Source organism: Proteus mirabilis ATCC 29906 (assembly GCF_000160755.1).
In the GTDB taxonomy this organism is placed as follows: Bacteria; Pseudomonadota; Gammaproteobacteria; order Enterobacterales; family Enterobacteriaceae; genus Proteus; species Proteus mirabilis.
In genome coordinates, this window is sequence record NZ_GG668576.1 from 317585 (window position 1) to 340930 (window position 23346).

The window sequence follows — 23346 nt, forward strand, 5'->3', positions numbered from 1 at the left end:
ATTAAGACAGTAGAGTAAGGTTAGCCGATGACTTATTTTACGATATCATGCACTTTTACGCGTTAATCACTTAACACTTAACTCAAAAAGACTATGTGATTTATCTGCTTTAAATAACGATATGAGTGGGAATGTGTTATTTTAATAGGATTAATTTTCAAAAAGAAACAATCAAAGAGAGTTACTATGCCGATATGGGTTGATGCTGATGCCTGTCCTAAAGTTATTAAAGAGATACTTTATCGGGCAGCAGATAGAGAAAAAGTGATGATCACTTTTGTGGCAAATCAGCGATTAAGTATACCCGCATCGCCTTATTTGCGCACATTGCAGGTTTCTGCAGGTTTTGATGTGGCTGATAATGAAATTGTACAACGTGCAAACCAAGATGATTTGGTGATCACTGCCGATATTCCTTTAGCGGCTGAAGTGATCGAAAAAGGGGCTATTGCACTAAATCCTCGAGGTGAACGTTATACAGAGTCAACAATCCGCGAACGATTAAATATTCGTGATTTTATGGATACGATGAGAGCAAGTGGCATTCAAACAGGAGGACCGGCAAGTTTATCACAGCGCGACCGGCAACTTTTTGCTAATGAGTTGGATAAATGGTTACTACAGCAAAAACGTAAAAAATAATAAATTATCAATAAAATAATAAACTTTTGAATATTCTTACCATCCGAGAGGTAGTTATGTCATTTACTAAATCAATACTTGCACTCGCTGTTATGGCGGTTTCTTTTACTAGTCACGCAGCCAAACAGGCTGATTTAATGATTGTCGATGGCACAGTGTTAACAATGGACGCACAAAATCAGGTTATCGAACAAGGAACGGTTGTTGTAAAAGAAAATAAAATTATCGCCGTTGGGGGGCCTGAGTTAACACAAGAATACCAAGCCAACAAAGTGTTAGATGTGGATGGTGATATCGTGATGCCAGGATTAATTAATACCCACACACATGCATCAATGACGGTTTTTCGCTCTTTAGCTGATGACGTGCCAGACCGATTACATCGCTATATTTTCCCTTTAGAAAATAAAATGGTGTCTCGCGATATGGTTCGCGTGGGAGCAAACCTCGCCAATGTTGAAATGGTAAAAGGGGGAGTAACTACCTATGTTGATATGTATTATTTTGAAGATGAAGTCGCTAAAACGGTTGATAAGATGGGAAATAGAGCCATCTTAGGTGAATCAGTGATTAATTTTCCGGTGGCTGATGCACAAACTCCTGAAGAAGGCATTCAATATGCTGTCAATTTTATTAATGAATATAAAGATCACCCGCGCATTATTCCTGCCTTTGCACCTCATGCACCTTATACCAATACCACAGAGAACCTGCAAAAAATTGCTAAACTCTCGGTAGAGCTTGATGCCCCTGTGATGATCCATTTAGCAGAAACCGATAGAGAGAAAGAAGAAATTGCAAAACGAACCGATGGTAAAAGCCCAGTTCAATATATGGCAGATATTGGCGCTTTAAATAATAAAGTCATTGCCGCTCATGCGATTATGGTTGATGAGCAAGATATTGATTTATTAAAAAAATATGATGTAGGTGTAGCTCATAATATTAGTGCTAATACCAAATCAGCCAAAGGTGTTTCGCCCGTTGTTGCCATGCTAGAAAAAGGTGTTCGTGTTGGTTTAGGGACTGACGGGCCAATGTCGAGCAATACACTCACAACGATGAATGAGTTAAATTTAGTAGGCAAAATTCATAAATTAGAGAATAAAGATCGCGCCGCAATGCCACCATTAACCGTCGTTGAAATGGCAACAATAGGCTCAGCCAAGGCATTACATATGGAAGATAAATTAGGCTCTTTAGAATCGGGAAAACTTGCTGATATTATTGTTGTTGATACTAAAGCACCTAATATGGTGCCTATGTATAGCCCATATGCAGCATTAGTTTATGGTGCGAATGGAAGTAATGTTCGTCATACCATTGTAGATGGTAAAATTTTGATGGAAGATCGCCAACTGTTAACCGTAGATGAACAAGCGATTATCAGTGAAGCTCAAAATTTTGCGAATAAAGTACGCCAAACCGTTGTTGATAGTGGTGAAGTTGTTAAATAGATTGTAGTAATATAGCGTTAATAAGTTTATAAAAGGTGATTTGATATCAAATCACCTTTTTTATTTTAAACTATCAGATATCGGAGGTTTGTTGGTTAATACTTTTTCTTATTGTATTTCTTAGCCATATAATTTTTGTATTATGGCTATTACGCTTATGCCATAATAAAACAAAAGGTAGATGAAGCTGGTCTAAAAACACAGGGGGGAGAGGGATAGGTAATGTTACAATATCAGGAAAATGTGTTTTCACATAATAACGACAATATCCTGGTGCACAAGTAATTAATTGATGGTCAGGTTGAGATATCATAAAAAGAGATTGCTCAAAAGAAGTATAAGTAATTGCTATCTGACGACTTTTGTTCATTTCTTTTAAGATATTATCCAAAGCCCAATGACTTTGTTTGTCATATTCTGTACTCACCTGAGAAAACGATAAAAAATTATTAAGATCCCACTTCATTTTCATTAACGGATGATTTTTGTGTAGATAAACGAGTGGGATATCATCAAATAATATTTCATAATCAATCACATCAGGAAGTAGCTCTAGTAACTCTTTTGAGCGTGAATAGTATTCTCGTCCAACAAGCCCAATATCAACTTCTCCATCAATAATATTAGAAAGGGAATTATATTCCCAATTTTTTATCTGAAGTGTGGATTTTGGGTAATGAGATAATATTTGTTGTGGTAAAGAAGGTAACATGACCTGATGTAACGGTGTTTCTAAAACTAAATTAAATTTAAGTCCAACAGGAACTTCTGTATTACGTTTATTGGCTATATGGTGGCTAATATTAATAAAATCAGATAAAGAATCTTCAATACTTAACGATAATGGTGTTGGGATCAACCCTTGTGGACTACGGATAAAAAGAGGATCATCAAACCATATCCTTAATTTGGCTAATGCTTTACTCACAGCAGAAGGAGAAATGGATAACCACTTAGCGGCCAAGGTGACACTGCGCTCCTGTAAAAGAATTTGAAATATGACTAACAAATTCAAATCAATTCTATGTAATGGTTTGTTAGACATTATATTTAACCTTTTTTTGTTCTGTGAACCGAGGAAAGCATAGAAAAAGAGTACCTACAATACAACTGATAAATAAAATAACCACCAACATATTTATTGAGGATACTTCAATCCACCCCATTACCCAAATATAAAGTGAAGAAAAACTTAATTGTGAAATACCCAGCACAGAGCTCGCAACGCCGGCTCGTTGGCTAAATGGAGAAAGTGCTTGGCTCATAATAATCCCAAATAATAACGCAAATCCTGAGCCGCATAATGCAAAGGTAATAAAAAACCAACGCATTTCACTCTTTTTCCCTATAAAAAGGAAAATAATACCTATTCCAAAACATATAAACCCTACTGATAAAATATGCTTATAGCGGTATTTCATTAATATTTTTGGCATTAAAAAAGAAATGGTCATACTTATCATTGCTAATGATGTCATTAATATTGAATACTCTCCTGTTGAATAATTCATTTGTTGCATCACTACAATAGGGGAAATATTGACATAAGTAAGAATAACGGCCATTCCTAAGCAGGAAATAAGTAAACGACTTAAAAAATAGCGAGTGAAAAAAGAGTCTGTTGTTGGTTTTATTACAGATAGATTTACTTTTTTATTTTTAATTTCTTTTTTATGGTAAGTCTCTTTTATCCCCAAAAAACAAAAGATAAAAACCAATAGGGAATAAGCCCCCATAAGATAGAACATCATTGACCATTCGCAATATAATAAAATAATAAAGCCTAGAACGGGAGCTAATACCGGAATAATACAAGTAATACCATTTATCATAGAAAGTACTTTAGCACGTTGTTGTTCTGTTAATGTATCTCTTAATATCGCAAAAGTAACAACGTAACAAAAACCTGACCCACTACCTTGAAAAAATCGTGAAATCAAGAACTGTTTTTCCGTTATCGAAAGCCCAGCACTTAATGACGCTAAGAAAAAAATCAGAGTACCAAATAAAATAACAGGCTTACGACCTAAATTGTCACTGCACCATCCAGCAATTAACATGGATGGCACCATTCCCATCAAATAAATTGAAAATGCATGGTGCAATGTCACTTCAGAAGCATTTAAATCGCTAGCAATTGCTGTTAATCCAGTTAAGTATAGATCAACACCAAGAGGATAAATCAATAACTAAAAAAAAACTAAAAATAACATATTTAGTCATAAACCACCTCGTTTTAGAAAGTGGCATTCTAGTAACTAAAAAAAATAAAACCTAATGATAAAAGAGCAATCGCTTATTTCCATAATGGAAATAAGCATGCTTTTAGTTTTTATATCCTTTATTTTCTACTTATCTTTAGGGATATATACTAAAATTCGATTTATTTTTTATCCTATTTTCTTGCATGCTTGTATTAAAATTTTAGCAACTTCAATTGCTATTACATCAGCATTATATTCTTCACGATTAGATAAAACGGCGATAGTAAGCCTTAAATGAGGCAAACGCATAAAATAGGTTGCGGTTCCCATCCAGCTACCTCCATGCTCAAAGCTTAATTCACCTAATGTATTATTAATAAATAATCCAAAACCATAAGCTTCATAATCAATAACTAATTGGCCTTCTCGTGTTAAGGGAGAAAAGGCCTGCGTCATTTTTCTGATAACTTCTGAGCCACCGACTTTAGCTGTACGAAAGTTTTCACCCCATTTCATCAAATCACTTGCACTCGAATGTATTGCACCATCACCAGTTTGAGTCCAAGGACTTTCTGACAATTGATAATTACCTTGCTTATCTTTGGCATAACCAGAAACAATGGGGTTTATTGTGGGATATTCTTCGACAATAAAAGTATTGTTCATTTTTAATGGTGTAAAAATTTTCTCTTCGGCAAAAACAGAAAAAGGTTTTTGGCTAACTCGTTCAATGATTTGAGACAGTAAAAAGTATCCAGTATTGTTATATTCAAATTTTTGCCCAATCGGGTAATACGTTTTTGTTTGTCTTACAACATCAGCGAAACTTTCAGCAGGAGTCAACGGCATTTGATAAGTTATACCGCGCTCGAATGCTAGCTCCATATAGTCGATTAACCCACTGGTATGATATATCAATTCATAAAGACTAATTTCCTTAGCATAATCTCCTAATTCTGGTAAATAGGTAAGTACTGATTCATCAAGCGATAATTTACCTTCTTGAGCCAAGAGAAATATAGAAAAAGCCGTAAACTGTTTAGATACTGATGCTAAATTAAATATGCTGTTTTCATCAATTTTTTGTTTTTGGCTAATATCTGCTAGCCCTTTTTCAGCTTGATATATTAATCCATTATCAAAACGGGCCATAATGATGGCTCCAGGCTCATCATTTAAAATGGGATTAAGTAATTGTCTTATTTTATTTTCAATATAGTGATTGTCTATGTTTTTCATCGTACTACTCTTAATATCGCTGGAGATATCGCATCCTCATTATTGAAATGTATTATCAGCCATTTAAAAAGGAGAAAATTAAGAAAAGCTTATATAGCACAATAAGATCCATTTTATATTATTGTCAAAATATAAAGTGTATTTTTACTATTACTCATTTAAAGATATCAAATTTTACATGCAGATTTATAAGGGGTAGGGAGAGTGTATATTTTTCTTGAGCTTTCTTTAGCAGTGCTTTTTTCTTTGGATTGATAATAATTTTAGGATTATGGTTATATGCTAAGCAGAAAAAACAGCTCTTTTAGTCAGCATAATAAAAATAATAATTAACCCCCAATATCTATTGGGGGCTTTATTTTAGTACAGAAAATCTAGGGAGTTAATGGTTAGCAAACCATTGTTCAACTTCTTCATAGCTACCCGTATAGATAATTTTATCTTGTTTTTTACTTAACTGGTAACGATACATAGGATCGTAATATTCTTTTAGTAAAGGCGATAACCATGAAAAATGCACTTCTGTATTCGCACTTATTTTTTGTGCGGCTAAAGCATTATCAAGTAATTGAGTTAACTCCGCGGCTCTTTGAGCACCTAATCGACGTCGAATAGCATACAATCCATGATGCAAATAATCACTGTATTCTTGCCAACCTTTTTCTTCACCATACGCTTCAATAAAGTCATGAGTCATACGATCAAAATATTCTTCTTTGAGTCTTGCCATACGCCGCTCAAATGGATCATCCACCACAACCAAATGGGCTGTTGCCATTTGTATACGCAAACTTTCCGGTAAACCATTAGCACCTATAGCACGGCCTTCGTCTTCGAGTACCCAGCGCGAATGATAAGGGGATTTTTTTAACATATCGACAGCAAGGTAGTTTTCGAAAGTCGCTTGAGCAAACTGAGCCTCAATAGTGCGACCAAATGAGGAGCCTCGATGATGAGCGAATCCTTCTAAATCAATTCCCTCTGGTAAAGAGCGTACTAAGGTTGTTTTACCATTACCTGTACAACCACCAATTAAGATAATAGGGCGTTGTACTAGCTCATTGGTCATTTCGATCGTCGCTTGTCTTAACGCTTTATATCCACCTTCAATTAAAGGATAATCGATGCCTATTTCAGCTAACCATTTTTGAACAATGTGTGAACGCATACCGCCACGAGCACAGCAAATAAATCCGGAAGGAAAACGCTCGCAAGCCTCGCGCCAAGCAGCAACACGATGTGCTTTTATCTCGCCTTTAACTAATTGATGCCCCAACTCTACCGCTTTTTGAGAGCCATGTTGTTTGTAGCAAGTCCCTACAGCCGCACGCTCTTCATTATTCATTAAAGGTAGATTTATTGCGTTGGGCATCGCTCCTTGATTGAATTCTATTGGCGCACGAACATCAATAATTGGTGTTTCCTTAGCAAGGAGTTGGCGTATATTTTGAGCAGAAAGCGTTGATTCCATAATAAAAACTATAATATCTAAACAGGCAGAAAGATTGTCTACTATACTCTTAAAATTACCTAATAGCACACACAGAGCATGTTTTTGTGAGTAATAAAATCAAACTCTATTTAACCAGCACTGCGGCATTATTTTGAAAAGCGTATTTAAAATAAAGAAAATTGAATTGATCATAAATAATTCAACTACAATAACCTTATGCTATTTTTAGCAAAATAATATAAGTCACTTTATTACAACTAAAAATATTATAGTATTGATAGCTATGAATGGATTTAATCATAAAATGATAGGTGTATTACCTTGAACTTAATAAAAAAACATCATCGAATTATCAGCTTAACTGTGATGACTGTATTGTTGACGGGCTGTTCACAAGGGCATTCTCCTTTTATTCCTATGCTAGGTGCTTATTTTCCCTATTGGATGTTATGTACATTTATTGGCCTATTAGGTGCTTTTTGTCTACGGGTTTTACTTATCTACTGGGGAATTGATGATAAATTGCCAGTACCTTTGTTATTTTATTTTGCGATTATGTTATCAATTTCTTTAACTATCTCCTTACTTTATTTTACTTATTAAACTATGGATAAAAAAATCAAAAAAAGCCTAGCACGCGTGATCACCATTATTGTTTTTTTGATAACGCTCATTTTATTATGGCAAAGTATTCATATATCGGCATTAAATCCTCTTAGTGAAGATGCCATCATTGATGCAAATAAAATTAATATCTCAGCCTCGGTGCCTGGACGCATTGCTGCTGTTTATGTCAAAGAAAATAGTAAAGTCAAAAAAGGCGATTTACTGTTTACACTTGATCCCACAATGTACGCACTCAGGGTAGAGCAAGCAAAAGAGCAACTACAGATTGCACAAGCGACATTAAGCAATAAGCAACGTATTATTATTGCGGAAACATCCAATTCAGAAGTGGCACAAGAGCAAATAAAACGTGCGCAGGTCAATTTATCATTAGCCACACAATCATTAAATCGATTAGAACCTTTATTAGCAAAAGGCTTTGTCACAGCACAACAAGTCGATGATGCTCGGACGTTAAAACATGATGCTGAAGTGACATTAAAACAAGCACAGAAACAGAATGTGGCATCTGAAGCACTTATTAATAATACCGATTCAGAAGAAGCATTAGTCAAGTCATTAAAAACATCGCTTGCCATGGCAGAGTGGGAGTTAAGTAATACTGAGGTAAGGGCGCCAAGTAATGGATATATCGCCGGGGTCGTTTTATCTCCCGGTGAATTTATTTTGTCAGGGCAATCTGTTTTTACCTTAATTGACTCTGATACTTGGTTTGCTTCGGCCTATTTTAAAGAGACAGATTTAAATAATATAAAAATTGGTAGCTGTGTGGTGATTTACTCCATGATTGATAATCAACACCCCATTAAAGGTAAAGTTGAAGGAATTAGTCGGGGAGTCATGTCGACCGACCTGATTAATATTCCAAGAGACTTACCTTATGTACCTAAATCATTAAATTGGGTTCGGGTTGAGCAGCGTTTTCCTGTCAAAGTCATTATTACTGAACCACCAGAAGCACTCATGCGCATCGGTGCCACTGCTACTGTAAATATTGTACCTAACGATGATGACTGTTAAATCTTCGCTGATAGCAAAACAAGTCAAACAAGATTTATTACCTTTTGACTATCGATTCGCCACTACGTGGCGCATAGCGTTACTGTGTGCCTTAATGGCCGTGATCGCTATGGTTTATGAAATTCCTGAATCAGCAATCAGCTGTTATTTAATTATCTATTTGATTAAAGCGGATGCGGTACAAAATATATTACTCTCCCTTGGGGTCATTATTTTATGCTCCATTGTGGTTGGTGTGGCGTTAGTACTGTTTAATCTCACTATTCAAAATATTATTTTACGCTTCTTTTTTATGGCTTTTTTCTCAGCCATTTTTATGTATTTAGCTTCAGCAAGTAGTCTTGGTGATATAGGCAATTTAGTTGCTTTGGTGATCGCCTTTTTAATGACGCTAATTGAAGATATCCCATTTGGTGATGCTGCAACCAGAGGATTGCTTTATGCGTTATTAATGGCCGTTTCGCCGATGCTATTGGTGATTATATTCAATTATTTTTTTGGTATTAGCCCACGGAAATTACTGCTTAATAAAATTTCAACGCGCTTTATGGCAGCCCATGATTTTTTCTTAGGGAAAAAAACTAACCAGATAACGCTGAGTGAAATACTAGGAACACAAGCAGAATGCCAACGTTATTTGATGGTTATGAAAATCCTTTATCTATTAGGTAAAGAAGATATCCAATGGTTAGAAAACATGGTTTATAACTCCTATGCAATATTAGTTATGTCAATAACAATGGATGACAATACCTCAACATCGTTACGTTTTATGTTAGCGAAAAGATGTAAATATATTGCGGACTGTTTTGCCAATCACTCGTTAGATAACATTAAAGATAGTGTGCAACGTCTTCAGCCAATAAATAGAATCGCTTTATTGGATAAATTTAATACTATTTTGCTAACAAAACGAACCACTAAACCCATTAAAAAAGCCACACCCTTTTTTGTAAGCGATGCATTTAGTAATCCTAATCATAAATACTTCGCTATTAAAACAACTCTTGCCGCTATTTTATGTTATTTGTTTTATGATTATTTTAAATGGCAAGGTATCCATACAGCGATGATCACTTGCTATGTGGTTGCACTTACTTCAGTGGGCGAAACGGTTCATAAACTTACACTAAGAATAATAGGGTGTCTGATTGGCGCATTAATTGGCATGATCTCACTGCTTTATATTATTCCTAATATTTCTGATATTTTTCAGTTGATGGTATTGATCTTCTTCTGTCTTTTACCTGCAGCCTGGGTTGCCGCCGGTAATGAACGTATCTCTTATGCTGGCGTACAAGTAGGTTTAGCCTTTTTGCTAACGACACTACATGGCTTTAAACCGAGTTTTGATATGGATGTGGTTTCCGACCGTATTTTGGGTATTTTATTAGGCAATATTGTTATGTATGTCATTTTTACTCGAGTCTGGCCCGCGAGTATCGTCAATACAATATACAAACAGCTCGCCACGATTTTAGATGACTATACAAAGTTAAGATGCTCTGCCAATAAAAGTGAGTGTTTAGATTTAGTCGCCTCTATTAATGAGACTATTGCACAATCTAAAGATAATATTGATTTACTGCTGTTTGAGAGAAAAGATAAAGAAAGAAACAAAGTATTCACCTTGTTTTTTAAACAGTCATTAAGCAAGATTTCTTACATTAGTCGCCATAGTTATGCTGATAGGTTTATTTTTGATGATAATGGTGAGTATTCCGATACACTGCCTTTATCTCCAGATGATTTTAAGAAAAATGTCTTAACTGAAGAAATAAAAATGTTGCCCATCAATGAAAGAGAACAAGTATTTAAACAGTTAATAAGAGAAAATAGATGATGATAAAATCGGCCATTAATCATAAAAAATATATTCTATCATCGTGGTTAAGTTTATTACTTGTTGGATGTATTGATACTAGCGATTATGGGAAATACTCAGCACAACAACCGATGCCTTATAATAATACAAACTATATGGCAGCTTCTGAGCAATACCTCGCCACACCTCAGCAAGAGCAAACCACTAAAACGAGCTATGGATTGGCAGAGCTTATCGATCTTGGTCAGCAAAATAATCCTGAAACACGGATTGCTTGGTTATTAGCGAAAAAATCAGCCACCGATATTGGTATGGTAGAAAGTACTTATTTGCCGATTATTACCGCAACGGCATTGGCAGGTTATCAAAGAGGAAAAGTAGATTTACCCGCCAATCCAATTGTTGATGATATTAAAACATCAAACAGTGCTTTTATTCCAGCGTTAACCTTTAGATGGCTTATTTTTGACTTCGGCAAACGAGGAGCTTTAGCCGATGCCGCTAAACATGCTTCTTTGGCAACAAACCTTAATTTTAATCTGATGCATCAAAAAATAATTCATGATGTTTCTGTTGCCTATTTTAGCTATGGTGCGGCCCTTAAAAAAGTCACTCTTACCCAAGAGGCACTGCAAAGAAGCAAAGATATTTTATATGCCATAGAGCAAAAACGTGCGCGGGGATTAGCAACCGTATTAGATGTTGCTTTAGCCAAACAACAAGTTGCCCAAGTAGAATTACAACATGTGTTAGCTAAAGGTCATGAAAAAGATCAATATCAGTTATTACTGTCTGCAATAGGTGTCTCTCCCTTTGAAAAGATAAAAGTGAATTATGATAATGACGCGCGCTTACCTGATGATATTTCCCCATTGACTCACGATGTGATAAAAAAAGCGTTATCACAACGCCCTGATATTTTAGCTCACTATGAATTAGAGCAAGCGGCATTAAAAACGGCACGCTCTGTTGAATCTGACTATTTTCCTAAAGTGTATCTCGCCGGTGCTCTTGCTGGTGGTTCGGGGCATTTTGATGTTCAAGGGTTACCTGAAATTAGCCAACGAACTTCATCGTCGAATATTTTAATTGGCGTGAGTATTCCCTTATATGAAGGGGGCATGCGTCAGTCGCGAATGAGCAATGCTCAATCAGATATCCAATTAGCACAAGAAAATTTGCGCAAAAGTCAAGATACGGCAATCAAAGAGATCTCTCTCAGTGAGAATGCATTAAGATCGGCCCTTGAAGCAAACAAAGCGGCTAAAAATCTCGTTGATACCGCACAATTAAGTTATACCGCCAGTGTCGATTTTTTTAACAATGGACTAGGTACAGTAACGGAGATTAATACTGCAGAAATTGCACTATTAAATGCGCAACTCTCACATATAGATGCTTATACAGGCTCATTAATTGCCGCAGTAGATTTAGCCTTTGCTTTAGGGGATATTGATCAGGGCTTACCTAATATACACCTTGATAAATAGAGATAATCACCTTATAAAAAGGGCTGCCTATCAAATAACAGTGCAATAGAGACGTTTGTGATCTTTGAAATCGCCAGAACAATAATACATTATGGTTTACATTTTTTAGCGCCAATAGCACTCGCTTATCTATTTTGGGGTAAAAACTGGCGGCTTGCTGCGCTTCTTATGATGAGTACGATGGCAATAGACATTGACCATTTGTTTGCAACGCCAATCTTTGATCCCAATCGTTGCAGTGTTGGTTTTCATCCATTGCATACTCTATGGGCTGCCATTGTCTATATCGTTTTATGGTTTATTCCTTCTTGGAAATGGAAAGCCATTGCCGTTGGGTGCTTATTTCATCTATTAACCGATTCTGTTGATTGTTATTTAGGTGGTTTAAAACCTGATATGGCTATAACAATAAGCTGTAATAAACTTTATTCGCCAGAAACGCCATTCGAATATTAAAAGACAAAACACCACAATCTGGTAGTAATTACAATAAGCTTGATGTAGAGTGCTCAGTCTTTTTTTTAACGAAGTCTAGCTGGGAGGCGATATGTTTATTGGCTTTGACTATGGAACATCAAATTGTTCTGTGGCAATAATGAAAGAGGGGAAACCAACGCTATTACCTTTAGAAGGTGAGAATGTTTATATTCCATCTACTCTTTGTGCGCCAACCCGTGAATCTGTTTCCGAACATTTATTTCGCCACTTAAATATTAAACCTACCAACTCTATTGGCGAACAACTATTAAGAAAATCAATCGCGTTTAATCGTGATGAAGATATTGAATTAGTGCCTGAGGATATTGTTTTCGGTCAGGCGGCATTAAGTTTGTATCTAAAAGATCCCCGTGATGTTTATTACGTCAAATCGCCTAAATCTTTTCTTGGTGCCTCAGGCTTACATGAGATACAAATCAGCTTTTTTGAAGATTTAGTGTGCGCCATGATGGCCAATATAAAACAACAAGCGGAACAAAGCACCCAAGAAACCATTACTGATGCCATGATTGGTAAACCTATTAACTTTAATGGGTTAGGGGGAGAGGCTGCCAATAAGCAAGCCGAGCGTATTTTAATTAATGCAGCTAAACGAGCCGGCTTTAAACAGGTTTTATTTGAATTTGAACCGGTAGCCGCTGGTTTAGAATATGAATCCACATTAACCAAAGACCAAACAGTCTTGGTAGTTGATATTGGTGGTGGTACAACGGACTGCTCATTGATTCAAATGGGCCCTAGCTATCGGGGTAAAACCGATCGTGCCAGTACACTATTAGCGCATAGTGGACAACGTGTTGGTGGTAATGATCTTGATATTTATCTAGCTTTTAAACAGCTAATGCCTTTATTTGGCATGACAGGGCTAACTTCATCGGGCATAAAATTACCGTTAAAACAATTTTGGGATCCTATTGCCATCAATAATGTTGAAGCACAAAAAGATTTTTATTCTCAACAAAACTTAGCGGCATTAAATCAACTACGTCGTGATGCCCAAGAGCCAGAAAAGATAAAACGCTTAATTGAAGTCTATAATGAAACACTAGGATATGGCATTGTCCGCAAAGCGGAAGAGGCAAAAATGGCATTATCAGATTGCCATACCTATTTAGCCAGCATCGCGTTATTAAGTGAAACATTAGAAACCAATATCACACGCCAGCAAATGGTTGAAGCCATTGGATCCCCTAAAGATAAGATGATTGATTTGGTCAATGATGCCGTACAACAAGGGGGCGTAGTACCTGATGTGGTGTTTATGACCGGAGGCTCTGCGCGTTCACCGATTTTATGTCAAGCTATCGAGCAACAGTTACCTAATGTGCCTATTGTAAAAGGTAATGATTTCGGCTCAGTAACCGCAGGGTTAGCCCGTTGGGGTGAAGTTTGTTTTAAATAGGCGGTTTTAAATCGCTCTATTTTTAAATATATTAGACTCAGCATGTGGTGTTTATTTGATAATTTGTCAATTAAAGGCCATATGCTTTTCTTTTATCTATAATAGACAGACCAAACACAACATAAATAGGAGTACACGTGTACCGCTTCCAAAATGATTATAATGAAATTGCACATCCTGCGGTCATGAAGGCAATTACAGATACAGTAGGTCAACGTTATGATGGTTATGGTATGGATACCCTTTGTCATCAAGCTAAAGAATTAATCAAACAGCGAATTAAACAACCCGAAGCGCAGATCCATTTTTTTAATGGTGGCACCATCACTAATTTAACCGCTATTTCTCACTTTTTACGCCCACATCAAGCAGTAATTTCTGTCAGTACCGGGCATATTGCGACTCATGAGACGGGAGCAATTGAGGCAACAGGCCATAAAGTGATCACCACTTTTTCTGCTGATGGTAAATTGACCCCAGATTTATTGAAGCCGATCCTCGCTGAACATAACGATGAACATTGGGTGCAACCTAAACTTGTTTATATAACCAATGCCACTGAAATTGGTACGGTATATCGTAAAGCCGAATTACAAGCGTTACGCGAATTTTGTGATGCACATAATTTATGGTTATATCTTGATGGTGCACGTTTAGCGACAGGGTTGATGTCTGATAACAGCGATCTGACGATTGAAGATATCGCACACTTAACAGATGCTTTCTATATTGGCGGCACGAAAATTGGTGCTATGTCAGCAGAAGCATTAGTGATTTGTCATCCTGCATTAAATTCTGATTTTCGCTTTAGCTTAAAACAAAAGGGCGGATTACAGGCGAAAGGTTGGTTATTAGGGGCGCAATTTGCGGCGTTATTTAGCGACGATCTCTACTTTAAATTAGGTAAACATCTCAATGAGATGGCCTCACAATTAGCCGCATTTTTTACTGAGCATGGTTTTGATTTTTTAGCACCACCAGAATCTAACCAAGTGTTTGTCATTTTACCTAATGACATTGCAGAAAAGCTAACGCAACAGTTTGTTTTTCATCGCATATTACTTGACGATCCACAGCTAAGCTGTTTGCGCCTTTGTACTTCTTGGGCAACAACACAACAAGATATTGATGATTTTAAAGTTAAATTTCTTAAACTTATTTAATCGGTCTATCTGTTAGTTTAATCCTTCACTCACTTTATGATATTACGCGTGTAATAAGCGCGTAATATCTATCTCGATCGCGTTTTACTATCAAAAAAGGCAATTGATTGATTGTGAGTCGTTGAAATGATGTTATATTAAAGACTCCTTTCTCAATACAGGGTGTGATTGTATGAAAAAGCTGACTCTTCAAGAGATGACAGATGCCCAACAGATGCGCGTTAGAACCAGGATCGGTCAAGAGAGAAAGAAATTGGGGCGTGAATTAACTAACGCCGAAATGAATAAAGTGAAAGATGCTATTATTACCGAAATCTCCCTCGAAGTAGAAAAAGCCAGCAAAAAAGCCCTTTCCCAGAAGAAAAAACAGAAATTAGTCTCTAGTGATGAAACCTATAGCTGGTCTGCCCAAAACCATCGTCGCGGGTATCGTTAGCAATAGCTATTATATTAGCCCTAATATATCAATATATTTATTAGGGCTAATAGTTATATTTTCTTGAAAGGTATCAGAATAATATATTTGTAGGGCAGGTTATATCTTCTAGTAATAAGTCACCTTCAATTACCTTATTATATAATATCGTTATTTTAACTTATCATACCGTAGAAAATTCCATATAATAGAATAAAAGCTGAAACTTATCCATATGGATAGACAAATTCCTAAAATAATGAATTTCTCTAGCGCTAAGTATTACCATTCCTATAAAATTAAGCACTAGTTGGTAAATAAAAAAAGAAAAGGCAATTTAATATCTCCTTATTCATTATTTATTGATTAGAATTTTATATATGACTTTCGACATTTTTTTATCATTAGCCATATTTTCATTTGTTACATCAATTACACCAGGCCCGAATAATATTATGCTTCTAGCATCAGGCATTAACTTTGGCTTAAAGCGTACAATGCCTCATGCTATCGGTGTGTCTCTCGGTTTTTTTGTGATGTTATTGGCTGTGGGGATAGGCATAGGAGCACTTATTAAATCATCGCCCATTATTTACAATATATTAAAATATCTCGGAGCACTGTATTTATTGTGGTTAGCTTGGAAAACGGCAATTAGTCATTCTGTTGAGCAAAATAGTAATAGACAAGGCTCACCGTTAACCTTGTTAGAGGCTGCATTATTTCAATGGATTAATCCTAAATCATGGATGATGGCGATTTCAGGGATAACATTATATACCTCACCACAATATCCTTATATTTCAATGTTGTTAGTTGCTATTATTTTCACATTAATTAATTTTCCTTGTGTTGCTATATGGGCCACTTTTGGTCATAGCTTACGAGAGCGATTAAAAAATCCCAAAATATTAAAACTATTTAATTTTATTATGGGTGGTTTATTAGCATTAAGTGCTATTTCTGTATTATTCCAATAAATAGAAAAGGGCAAGTATCATCTCGCCCTTTGTATAATCCTGATGTTAACGCAATATTGTTTTATATTTTCATTGTTTCAATAAGTGTGTAGAGCTTTTTAAAGGCATTATATTTATCTTGATATGCCTTATGTTTTTCTAAATTGGGAACATGACGTGTTTCAAGTTTTGGCTGTGAAAGAATAATTTGTGATAAATGAGCCGGATTTATCGCTAATTGCGCCAGTCTAGCAGCTCCCAGCGCAGGACCAACATCACCACCTTGACGATAATCCAAGGTTTTTCCTGTAATATCAGCTAGTAATTGTCGCCAATATTCACTTCTTGCCCCTCCACCAATTAACGTTATATTGTCTGCATGTTGTCCAGCCTTATCCGCCACTTCAATTCCTTGCCTCAACGCAAAACTAACACCTTCTAACACCGCTCGACATAAATCCGCACGCTGATGTTGGTGAGTTAACCCCCAAAATACACCTTTGGCATCCGCATTATTATAAGGTGTCCGTTCACCAGAAAGATAAGGCAAAAAGAGTAGGGAACTATCAGAATGAGCATGCTGTTCTATTTCTTTAAACATTGCACCAACATCACTGATCCCCGTTAATTGGCATACCCAATCTAGACAAGAAGCCGCACTTAATATTACCGACATTAAGTGCCAAGTTTGTGGCAATGCATGGCAAAAACTATGTACCGCATTGTCACTGTTTTGGAGAAACTTTTCACTGACAACAAAATAGACACCGGATGTGCCCAAAGAGAGCATTCCTTGACCCGGTTGATATACTCCTACACCAATTGCACCCGCTGCATTATCACCACCACCCGCTATAATCGGCACTTGTTTCATTTGCCATTTTTTAGCAATTTCTGGCAGTAAGTAACCCGTTATCTGGTTACCTTCAAATAAGGTCGGCATTTGACATCGAGAAAGCCCCGTTGCCGCTAATAATTCATCACTCCAATCGCGTTTTTGCATATCCAACCACAGTGTACCCGCCGCATCCGACATATCACTGGCAAAATTACCACTCATTTTCCAACGTAGAAAATCTTTTGGTAATAGCACATGAGCAATCTGACAAAAGATCTCCGCTTCGTTTTCTGCGCCCCATTGCAATTTAGGCGCTGTAAACCCAGGCATAACTAAATTGCCCGTAATTTCTTTAAATTGAGGGTACTGCTTTGCCAGTCGTAAACACTGTTTAACACTGCGACCATCGTTCCATAAAATAGCAGGGCGTAATATATTTTGCTGCGCATCAAGTAATACCGCGCCATGCATTTGACCACTGAGACCAATGGCTTGGATCTGTTCCATAGGTTGAGTACGACTCAGTTGTTTTATCGCTTCATCAGTTGCCTGCCACCATGCTTGTGGATCTTGCTCTGACCATTGAGGATGAGGGCGTGAGAGGGTTAAAGGTATAGAATGACTGGCAACGACATCACCTTGCTCATTCATGATGATCGCTTTAACACTTGATGTGCCTAAGTCTAGCCCTAAATACATGACGTTTTACCCCATGATCTTATGTTAATTAAATCAATAAACACAGCGCTACTCTGCTGTGTTTATCTTTTTATACCCTTAACCAAAAATATAACGATTCACTAAACTCTCTAGCATCTCTTGACGTCCGCTTTGTAAGCGGGGCGCTAAGGTATTGCTTTGTGCATATTTTGCCACTTCTTCAAGACTTAATTTGCCTTGTAGGATATTTTGGCCAAGTTCAGCACTCCATCCCGCATAACGTTGAGCAATAAATTTATCAAGTCCACCGTCTTGGATCATTCTTGCTGCAATACGTAATGCCATTGCCATGGTGTCCATTCCGGATATATGCCCATAGAAAAGATCGTATTTATCATTACTTTGACGACGTACTTTGGCATCAAAGTTTAATCCACCAGTCGTAAAACCACCGGATTTGAGAATTTCATACATAACTAATGCATTTTCTTCTACACTATTGGGGAATTGGTCTGTGTCCCAACCTAATTGTGGATCACCTCGGTTAGCATCGACTGAGCCTAAAATACCTAATGCAATAGCTGTGGCGATTTCATGATGGAAACTGTGACCCGCTAAAGTTGCATGGTTAGCTTCTATGTTCACTTTAACTTCTTTTTCTAAGCCAAATTGTTTTAAGAAACCATAAACTGTCGCAGTATCATAATCATATTGATGCTTAGTTGGCTCTTGTGGCTTCGGCTCGATGAGCAGTGTACCTTGGAATCCAATTTTATGTTTATGCTCAACAACCATCTGCATAAAACGACCAATTTGTTCCCGCTCTTGGCGTAAATCTGTATTTAATAATGTTTCGTAACCTTCGCGGCCTCCCCATAACACATAGTTTTCGCCTCCCAGCGTTTTTGTTGCTTTCATCGCTTCACAAACTTGAGTTGCCGCCCAAGCAAATACTTCTGGATCAGGATTTGTTGCAGCACCAGCTCCGTAACGAGGATGAGTAAAACAATTTGCAGTTCCCCATAATAATTTAACGCCCGTTTCTTGCTGTTTTTGCGCTAATACCTCAGTTATTGCTGCCATATTGGTGATATATTCATTAATGCTATTTCCTTCAGAGATAACATCAACATCATGAAAACAGTAAAAAGGTACATTGAGTTTATGGAAAAATTCAAAAGCAACATCCGCTTTACGCTTTGCTTGTTCTAGTGCTTCTCCCGGTGTCTGCCAAGGTCTATCAAACGTACCAATACCAAACATATCCGAACCATTCCAGCAGAAGTTATGCCAATAGCAGGCAGCAAATCGCAGATGATCTTCCATTCTTTTCCCTAAAATAATTTCATCTGGATTATAGTAGCGAAAAGCGAGAGGGTTATCGCTGGTGGTACCTTCATATTGAATTTGTTCAATTTTATCAAAGTAAGACATGGAACCGTCCTTATTTAGTATCAAGTTGTAATTCTGAATGTGATCCAAGCTCAGCAGTCATTTCTTCCTGCTCTTCTGGTGTTAATTTAGCAATGCCAAAACCGGTGAAACCCCATAACATGGCAAAGAAGATGCCACTCCAGCACAATACAGCCCAAGGTAAATAACTTAGGGTTGCAACACCTAATGTGCCCGCCATATAAGCACCGGCAGCAGTCCAAGGTAAGATAGGCTCAAAAATAGTGGCGGAATCTTCAACAGTACGAGCAAGGTTTTTAGGGTGTAAACCGCGTTCAATATACGCACCACGTAACATTTCGATAGGAATAAGAATAGAGATTTGTCCATTGCAAGTAACACCAATCATGGTCAGTCCACAGGCAATGGTCGCTAAGATCATCGATCCCGTTGAATGCACCATTTTTAGCAGTGCATGAACTATCACTTCTAATGCACCGCTTAAAGATAGAGTCCCCGCAAAGGAGAGTGCGCAGAAACAGATAAGTAGGGTGCTCATCATGGAGTTCATACCACCACGATTTAATAAATTACCTAATAATTCAGGTACTTCTTTACCTTGGATCATGGAGACATTAAAGCCATCAACGGCACTTTTTACGATATCATGTAAGCCAAATCCTTGAATAAGATAAGCATTCAACATCGCAATAGCGGCAGAGGCTAGCATAACTGGAATAGTCGGTTTTTTCGTGACCGAACCATATAAAATGACTAATACAGGAATAAGCAGGATCAAGTTGAAGTGATAAATATTCTCCAACCCATTGGTAATTAAGGTGACTTTTTCAGGCACTCCTTGTCCTGCTAAATCGCCATTCATACCATAAACAGTCATGATAATCGCTGTGAGGATCAAGGAAGGTAATGTGGTATAAAGCAGGTGACAGATATGTTGATAAAGATCTATTCTGGCCGCCATTGCAGCGAGGTTAGTATCCCCTGATAGCGGTGAGAGTTTGTCACCAAAGTAAGCACCAGCAACAACGGCACCCGCAGTTGCTGCAAGATTAGCCTCCATACCGACAGCAACGCCCATAAAAGCGACGCCAATAGTGCCCGCCGAGCCCCATGAAGTACCAGTACAAACTGATACTAATGATGTCACTAGCAGTGCTGTAACATATAGCATTTCAGGACTGATCATCTTTAATCCATAGTAGATCATCAGTGGAATGGTTCCTCCCACCATCCATGTCCCGATTAATAAACCAACGCTAATTAAGATCAGCAAAGCCGGCATCGTTTTGGCGATTTTTTGTGAGATAGCCGTTAAGATTTCGTCGTAACGATAGCCTAATCGTTTAACTAATAATGCCGCGACGACGGTTGATAACACCATTAGTGGTTCGGGAGGTAAATCAAAAGCGGCGTAACCTCCGCCTAATAGCACCACCATTGTAAATATAGGAAACAGTGACTCGAGAAGTGTAGGGGTTCTCGGATTATTTATCGTTTGCGTTTTCATTGTAATTTATTCCAAACTGGCGTGAGGTGAGGTACGAATAAGCCGAGTAAAAACGGTTTCTAATATTGAACGAGGTGTAGCAATATTAATGCGGAAAAAACCATCCCCAGCCGCACCAAAACCGCTTCCCCAACTCATTTCTACTTCGGCTAATGAAACAAACCAATGCTTTAATTGTTGTTCGGTTAACTGCATTTTTTGATAATTGATCCATAGCATGTAGGTGCCATGGCTTTGAGTGATAACCCAATCAGGAAAATAACGTGCACATTGCTCTTTTACCCACTGCCTGTTTTCAGCAAGGTAATGTTTAAGCTCCTTGATCCATTGTTGACCTTGTAAGGTATAAGCTTGTAAGAAAGCAGGGACAGAGAAGTAACCAGGATTATGAATACCTGCGGCAATTAAGCATTGTTTAAATTTCTCACGATATTCTGGATTAGCAATCACAATATTGGCTATTTCAAGCCCCGCTAAATTGAAGGTTTTAGCCGGTGATGTGCAAATAAAAGAGTGTTGCTCTACATAGCTACTTAAAGTTGATATAGGACGATAAATGGCATTATCAAAAACAAAATCAGCATGAACGTCATCAGAAATAATAAAAACTTTATATTTTTCAGCAAGTTTAGCAATTTTTAATAAATCAGCTTGTTGCCATACTGTTCCGGTTGGATTATGGGGAGAGAGCAATATAAAACAGACAGATTGTTTAAATTTATCTTCTAAATCGTCAAAATCTATTTCATAGTATCCATTATGATAAATTAATGGGCTTTCTAGTAGATGGCGATGATTTACACAAACTGTATTGCTAATAGGATGATAAGCAGGTGACAAGGTTGTCACTTTATCGCCAATTTGAGTAAAATTTTGAATATAGAGAGAGACGGCTTGGATAATACGAGGGCAAAACACCACAGATTCAGGTGTAACATGCCAAGCATATTGAGATTTAAACCAATTTACCGCAACATTATTCCAATCAGAACTAAGATCGGTATAGCCATAAATACCGGTTAAATTAAACTGACTGAGTTTATTAATAATAAAATCTGGTGCAGAAATATCCATATCGGCAACCGATAATGGAATAACATTGGCGTTACTGTTGCACCATTTAGCACTGTAGGTATTTTGCCTAGAAATTAATTTATTAAAGTTATTCTGATTCATGAAAATCCCCTCGGCAATGTGGTTTAACAACAAAATACTCGTTGTACTTACTCTTGGTTATTCCTATTTTTTACTTTGCTATTACGAAATCTGACTTGTGTGATAGTAATCACATAGCCACGAAGGAGAATGCTGGCAAATACAAAGCTGTGGTTTAATGGCCAACATGGAAGAGTGGGTGATCTAATATGAAAAAAGATAAATACTTTCGTATCGTGCTGTTATTCAACGCTAATAAAGTCTATGACCGACAAGTTGTTGAAGGGGTAGGTGAATACTTGCAGGCGTCACAGTGCCATTGGGATGTATTTATTGAAGAAGATTTCCGCACCCGTCTTGATAATATTAATCATTGGGTTTGTGACGGCATTATTGCAGACTTTGACGATCCCATTATTACTCAACATTTAAGCCAATCACCCTTATCTGTTATTGGTGTCGGTGGCTCTTATCATCAAGCAAAAGATTATCCTTCTGTGCCGTATATTGCTACTGATAATTACCAATTGATTCATCAAGCTTTTTTACATTTAAAGCAAAAAGGGCTTAAACATTTTGCTTTTTATGGATTACCGGCAAAAAACTACCCGCATTGGTCTAATGAGAGAGAATATGCATTCCGGCAATTAGTTACTCGCGAAAAATACCCTGGCATCATTTATAACGGTATGGATATCACACAAGAGAATTGGCAACATGCACAGAATCGTTTATCTGACTGGATACAAACGTTGCCACCACAAACTGGCATTATTGCTGTCACCGATGCCAGAGCGCGTCATTTACTGCAAGTCTGTGATAACTTAAATATTAATGTGCCTGAAGAAATCAGTATTATAGGCATTGATGATGAAGATATGACACGTTATTTATCACGTATAGCGTTATCTTCTGTAGTACAAGGTTCACGACAAATGGGATATTTAGCCGCGAAGCTTCTGCATCAAATATTAGAAGGGCATCCAACCGAACAACTACCAAGAATATTAGTTCCTCCAGTAAAAATCATTGAACGTCGCTCAACAGACTTTCATTCATTTAGTGATCCTACCGTTGTACAAGCAATGCACTATATTTATTACAATGCTTGTAAAGGAATAAAAACTGAGCAAGTGTTAGACGCTGTAAATATGTCGCGTTCTAATTTAGAACAGCGTTTTAAGAAAGAAGTAGGGAAGACTATCCATGCCGTGATTTATGAAGAGAAGCTGAAAAGGGCGAAAAACTTATTAGCCACAACAACATTATCAATACAAGAGATTTCTTTGATGTGTGGCTATCCGTCGTTACAATATTTTTACTCTATTTTTAAAAAAGAGTTTGGCATGACACCAAAGGATTTTAGAGATGAGAATTAA

At 37.2% G+C, this 23346-nt stretch carries 20 protein-coding genes; 12 read left to right on the forward strand and 8 right to left on the reverse strand.

Features of this window, described 5'->3' with window-relative positions; all coding sequences use genetic code 11:
* Positions 1 to 186: 186 nt before the first annotated feature.
* Positions 187 to 642, forward strand: coding sequence for a YaiI/YqxD family protein (locus HMPREF0693_RS01445; protein ID WP_004242949.1), 456 nt, complete (start codon positions 187 to 189; stop codon positions 640 to 642).
* Positions 643 to 698: 56 nt separating this feature from the next.
* Positions 699 to 2099 carry an amidohydrolase gene (locus HMPREF0693_RS01450; protein WP_004242950.1) on the forward strand — a complete coding sequence of 467 codons (1401 nt, stop codon included), beginning with the start codon at positions 699 to 701 and terminating at the stop codon, positions 2097 to 2099.
* A gap of 73 nt (positions 2100 to 2172) precedes the next feature.
* On the opposite strand, the gene yidZ is transcribed toward HMPREF0693_RS01450, so the two are convergent.
* The 4 genes from yidZ to mnmH all read right to left on the reverse strand — a co-directional run bounded on the left by yidZ (position 2173) and on the right by mnmH (position 7013).
* Positions 2173 to 3144 carry an HTH-type transcriptional regulator YidZ gene (yidZ, locus tag HMPREF0693_RS01455; RefSeq protein WP_004242951.1) on the reverse strand — a complete coding sequence of 324 codons (972 nt, stop codon included), beginning with the start codon at positions 3142 to 3144 and terminating at the stop codon, positions 2173 to 2175.
* Positions 3137 to 4285, reverse strand: a complete 1149-nt coding sequence (locus HMPREF0693_RS01460; RefSeq protein ID WP_004242952.1) for an MFS transporter — start codon at positions 4283 to 4285, stop codon at positions 3137 to 3139. Before HMPREF0693_RS01460 ends, yidZ begins: the two co-directional genes overlap by 8 nt.
* Positions 4286 to 4489: 204 nt before the next feature.
* Entirely contained in the window at positions 4490 to 5542 is a 1053-nt protein-coding gene (locus tag HMPREF0693_RS01465) for a serine hydrolase domain-containing protein (protein ID WP_004242953.1), read from the reverse strand.
* Between the two features lie 382 nt (positions 5543 to 5924).
* A complete protein-coding gene (mnmH, locus tag HMPREF0693_RS01470) occupies positions 5925 to 7013 on the reverse strand; it encodes a tRNA 2-selenouridine(34) synthase MnmH (RefSeq protein ID WP_017827712.1) in 1089 nt (362 codons plus the stop codon).
* A 303-nt stretch (positions 7014 to 7316) separates the two neighbouring features.
* Between mnmH and HMPREF0693_RS01475 the strand changes: the two genes are divergently transcribed.
* From HMPREF0693_RS01475 to HMPREF0693_RS01515, 9 genes are all read left to right on the forward strand, one after another.
* Positions 7317 to 7598, forward strand: a complete 282-nt coding sequence (locus HMPREF0693_RS01475; protein WP_004242955.1) for a YtcA family lipoprotein — start codon at positions 7317 to 7319, stop codon at positions 7596 to 7598.
* 3 nt (positions 7599 to 7601) lie between these two features.
* A complete protein-coding gene (gene mdtN / locus HMPREF0693_RS01480) occupies positions 7602 to 8642 on the forward strand; it encodes a multidrug transporter subunit MdtN (RefSeq protein ID WP_004242957.1) in 1041 nt (346 codons plus the stop codon).
* Positions 8629 to 10485 (forward strand): FUSC family protein, encoded by a 1857-nt coding sequence (locus HMPREF0693_RS01485; protein ID WP_004242958.1) that lies wholly within the window; start codon positions 8629 to 8631, stop codon positions 10483 to 10485. The genes mdtN and HMPREF0693_RS01485 overlap by 14 nt, the downstream gene beginning before the upstream one ends.
* Positions 10482 to 11957, forward strand: a complete 1476-nt coding sequence (locus HMPREF0693_RS01490; RefSeq protein WP_004242959.1) for a TolC family protein — start codon at positions 10482 to 10484, stop codon at positions 11955 to 11957. The genes HMPREF0693_RS01485 and HMPREF0693_RS01490 overlap by 4 nt, the downstream gene beginning before the upstream one ends.
* A 57-nt stretch (positions 11958 to 12014) precedes the next feature.
* Entirely contained in the window at positions 12015 to 12413 is a 399-nt protein-coding gene (locus HMPREF0693_RS01495) for a DUF6122 family protein (RefSeq protein ID WP_004242961.1), read from the forward strand.
* Between the two features lie 91 nt (positions 12414 to 12504).
* Positions 12505 to 13857: a molecular chaperone gene (gene yegD, locus HMPREF0693_RS01500; RefSeq protein ID WP_004242963.1), complete on the forward strand. Its 1353-nt coding sequence runs from the start codon at positions 12505 to 12507 to the stop codon at positions 13855 to 13857.
* Positions 13858 to 13994: 137 nt separating this feature from the next.
* The gene (locus tag HMPREF0693_RS01505; RefSeq protein ID WP_004242965.1) at positions 13995 to 15020 is read left to right on the forward strand and encodes a threonine aldolase family protein; all 1026 of its coding nucleotides are present in this window, start codon (positions 13995 to 13997) and stop codon (positions 15018 to 15020) included.
* A 172-nt stretch (positions 15021 to 15192) separates the two neighbouring features.
* Positions 15193 to 15456 (forward strand): YjbD family protein, encoded by a 264-nt coding sequence (locus HMPREF0693_RS01510; protein WP_004242966.1) that lies wholly within the window; start codon positions 15193 to 15195, stop codon positions 15454 to 15456.
* A 359-nt stretch (positions 15457 to 15815) separates the two neighbouring features.
* The gene (locus HMPREF0693_RS01515; RefSeq protein ID WP_004242968.1) at positions 15816 to 16415 is read left to right on the forward strand and encodes a LysE family translocator; all 600 of its coding nucleotides are present in this window, start codon (positions 15816 to 15818) and stop codon (positions 16413 to 16415) included.
* Between the two features lie 61 nt (positions 16416 to 16476).
* On the opposite strand, the gene xylB is transcribed toward HMPREF0693_RS01515, so the two are convergent.
* The 4 genes from xylB to HMPREF0693_RS01535 form a co-directional block, all read right to left on the reverse strand.
* On the reverse strand, positions 16477 to 17931 hold the full coding sequence (gene xylB / locus HMPREF0693_RS01520; RefSeq protein ID WP_004242969.1) for a xylulokinase: 1455 nt from the start codon (positions 17929 to 17931) through the stop codon (positions 16477 to 16479).
* Positions 17932 to 18009: 78 nt separating this feature from the next.
* Positions 18010 to 19326 carry a xylose isomerase gene (gene xylA, locus HMPREF0693_RS01525; protein ID WP_012367934.1) on the reverse strand — a complete coding sequence of 439 codons (1317 nt, stop codon included), beginning with the start codon at positions 19324 to 19326 and terminating at the stop codon, positions 18010 to 18012.
* 10 nt (positions 19327 to 19336) lie between these two features.
* Positions 19337 to 20812, reverse strand: a complete 1476-nt coding sequence (gene nhaC, locus HMPREF0693_RS01530) for a Na+/H+ antiporter NhaC (RefSeq protein ID WP_004242972.1) — start codon at positions 20810 to 20812, stop codon at positions 19337 to 19339.
* Positions 20813 to 20818: 6 nt separating this feature from the next.
* Positions 20819 to 21988 carry a MalY/PatB family protein gene (locus HMPREF0693_RS01535; RefSeq protein ID WP_004242973.1) on the reverse strand — a complete coding sequence of 390 codons (1170 nt, stop codon included), beginning with the start codon at positions 21986 to 21988 and terminating at the stop codon, positions 20819 to 20821.
* A 188-nt stretch (positions 21989 to 22176) separates the two neighbouring features.
* On the opposite strand from HMPREF0693_RS01535, the gene HMPREF0693_RS01540 reads away from it, so the two are divergent.
* Complete coding sequence (locus tag HMPREF0693_RS01540) at positions 22177 to 23346, forward strand: XylR family transcriptional regulator (protein ID WP_004242974.1); 1170 nt, start codon at positions 22177 to 22179, stop codon at positions 23344 to 23346.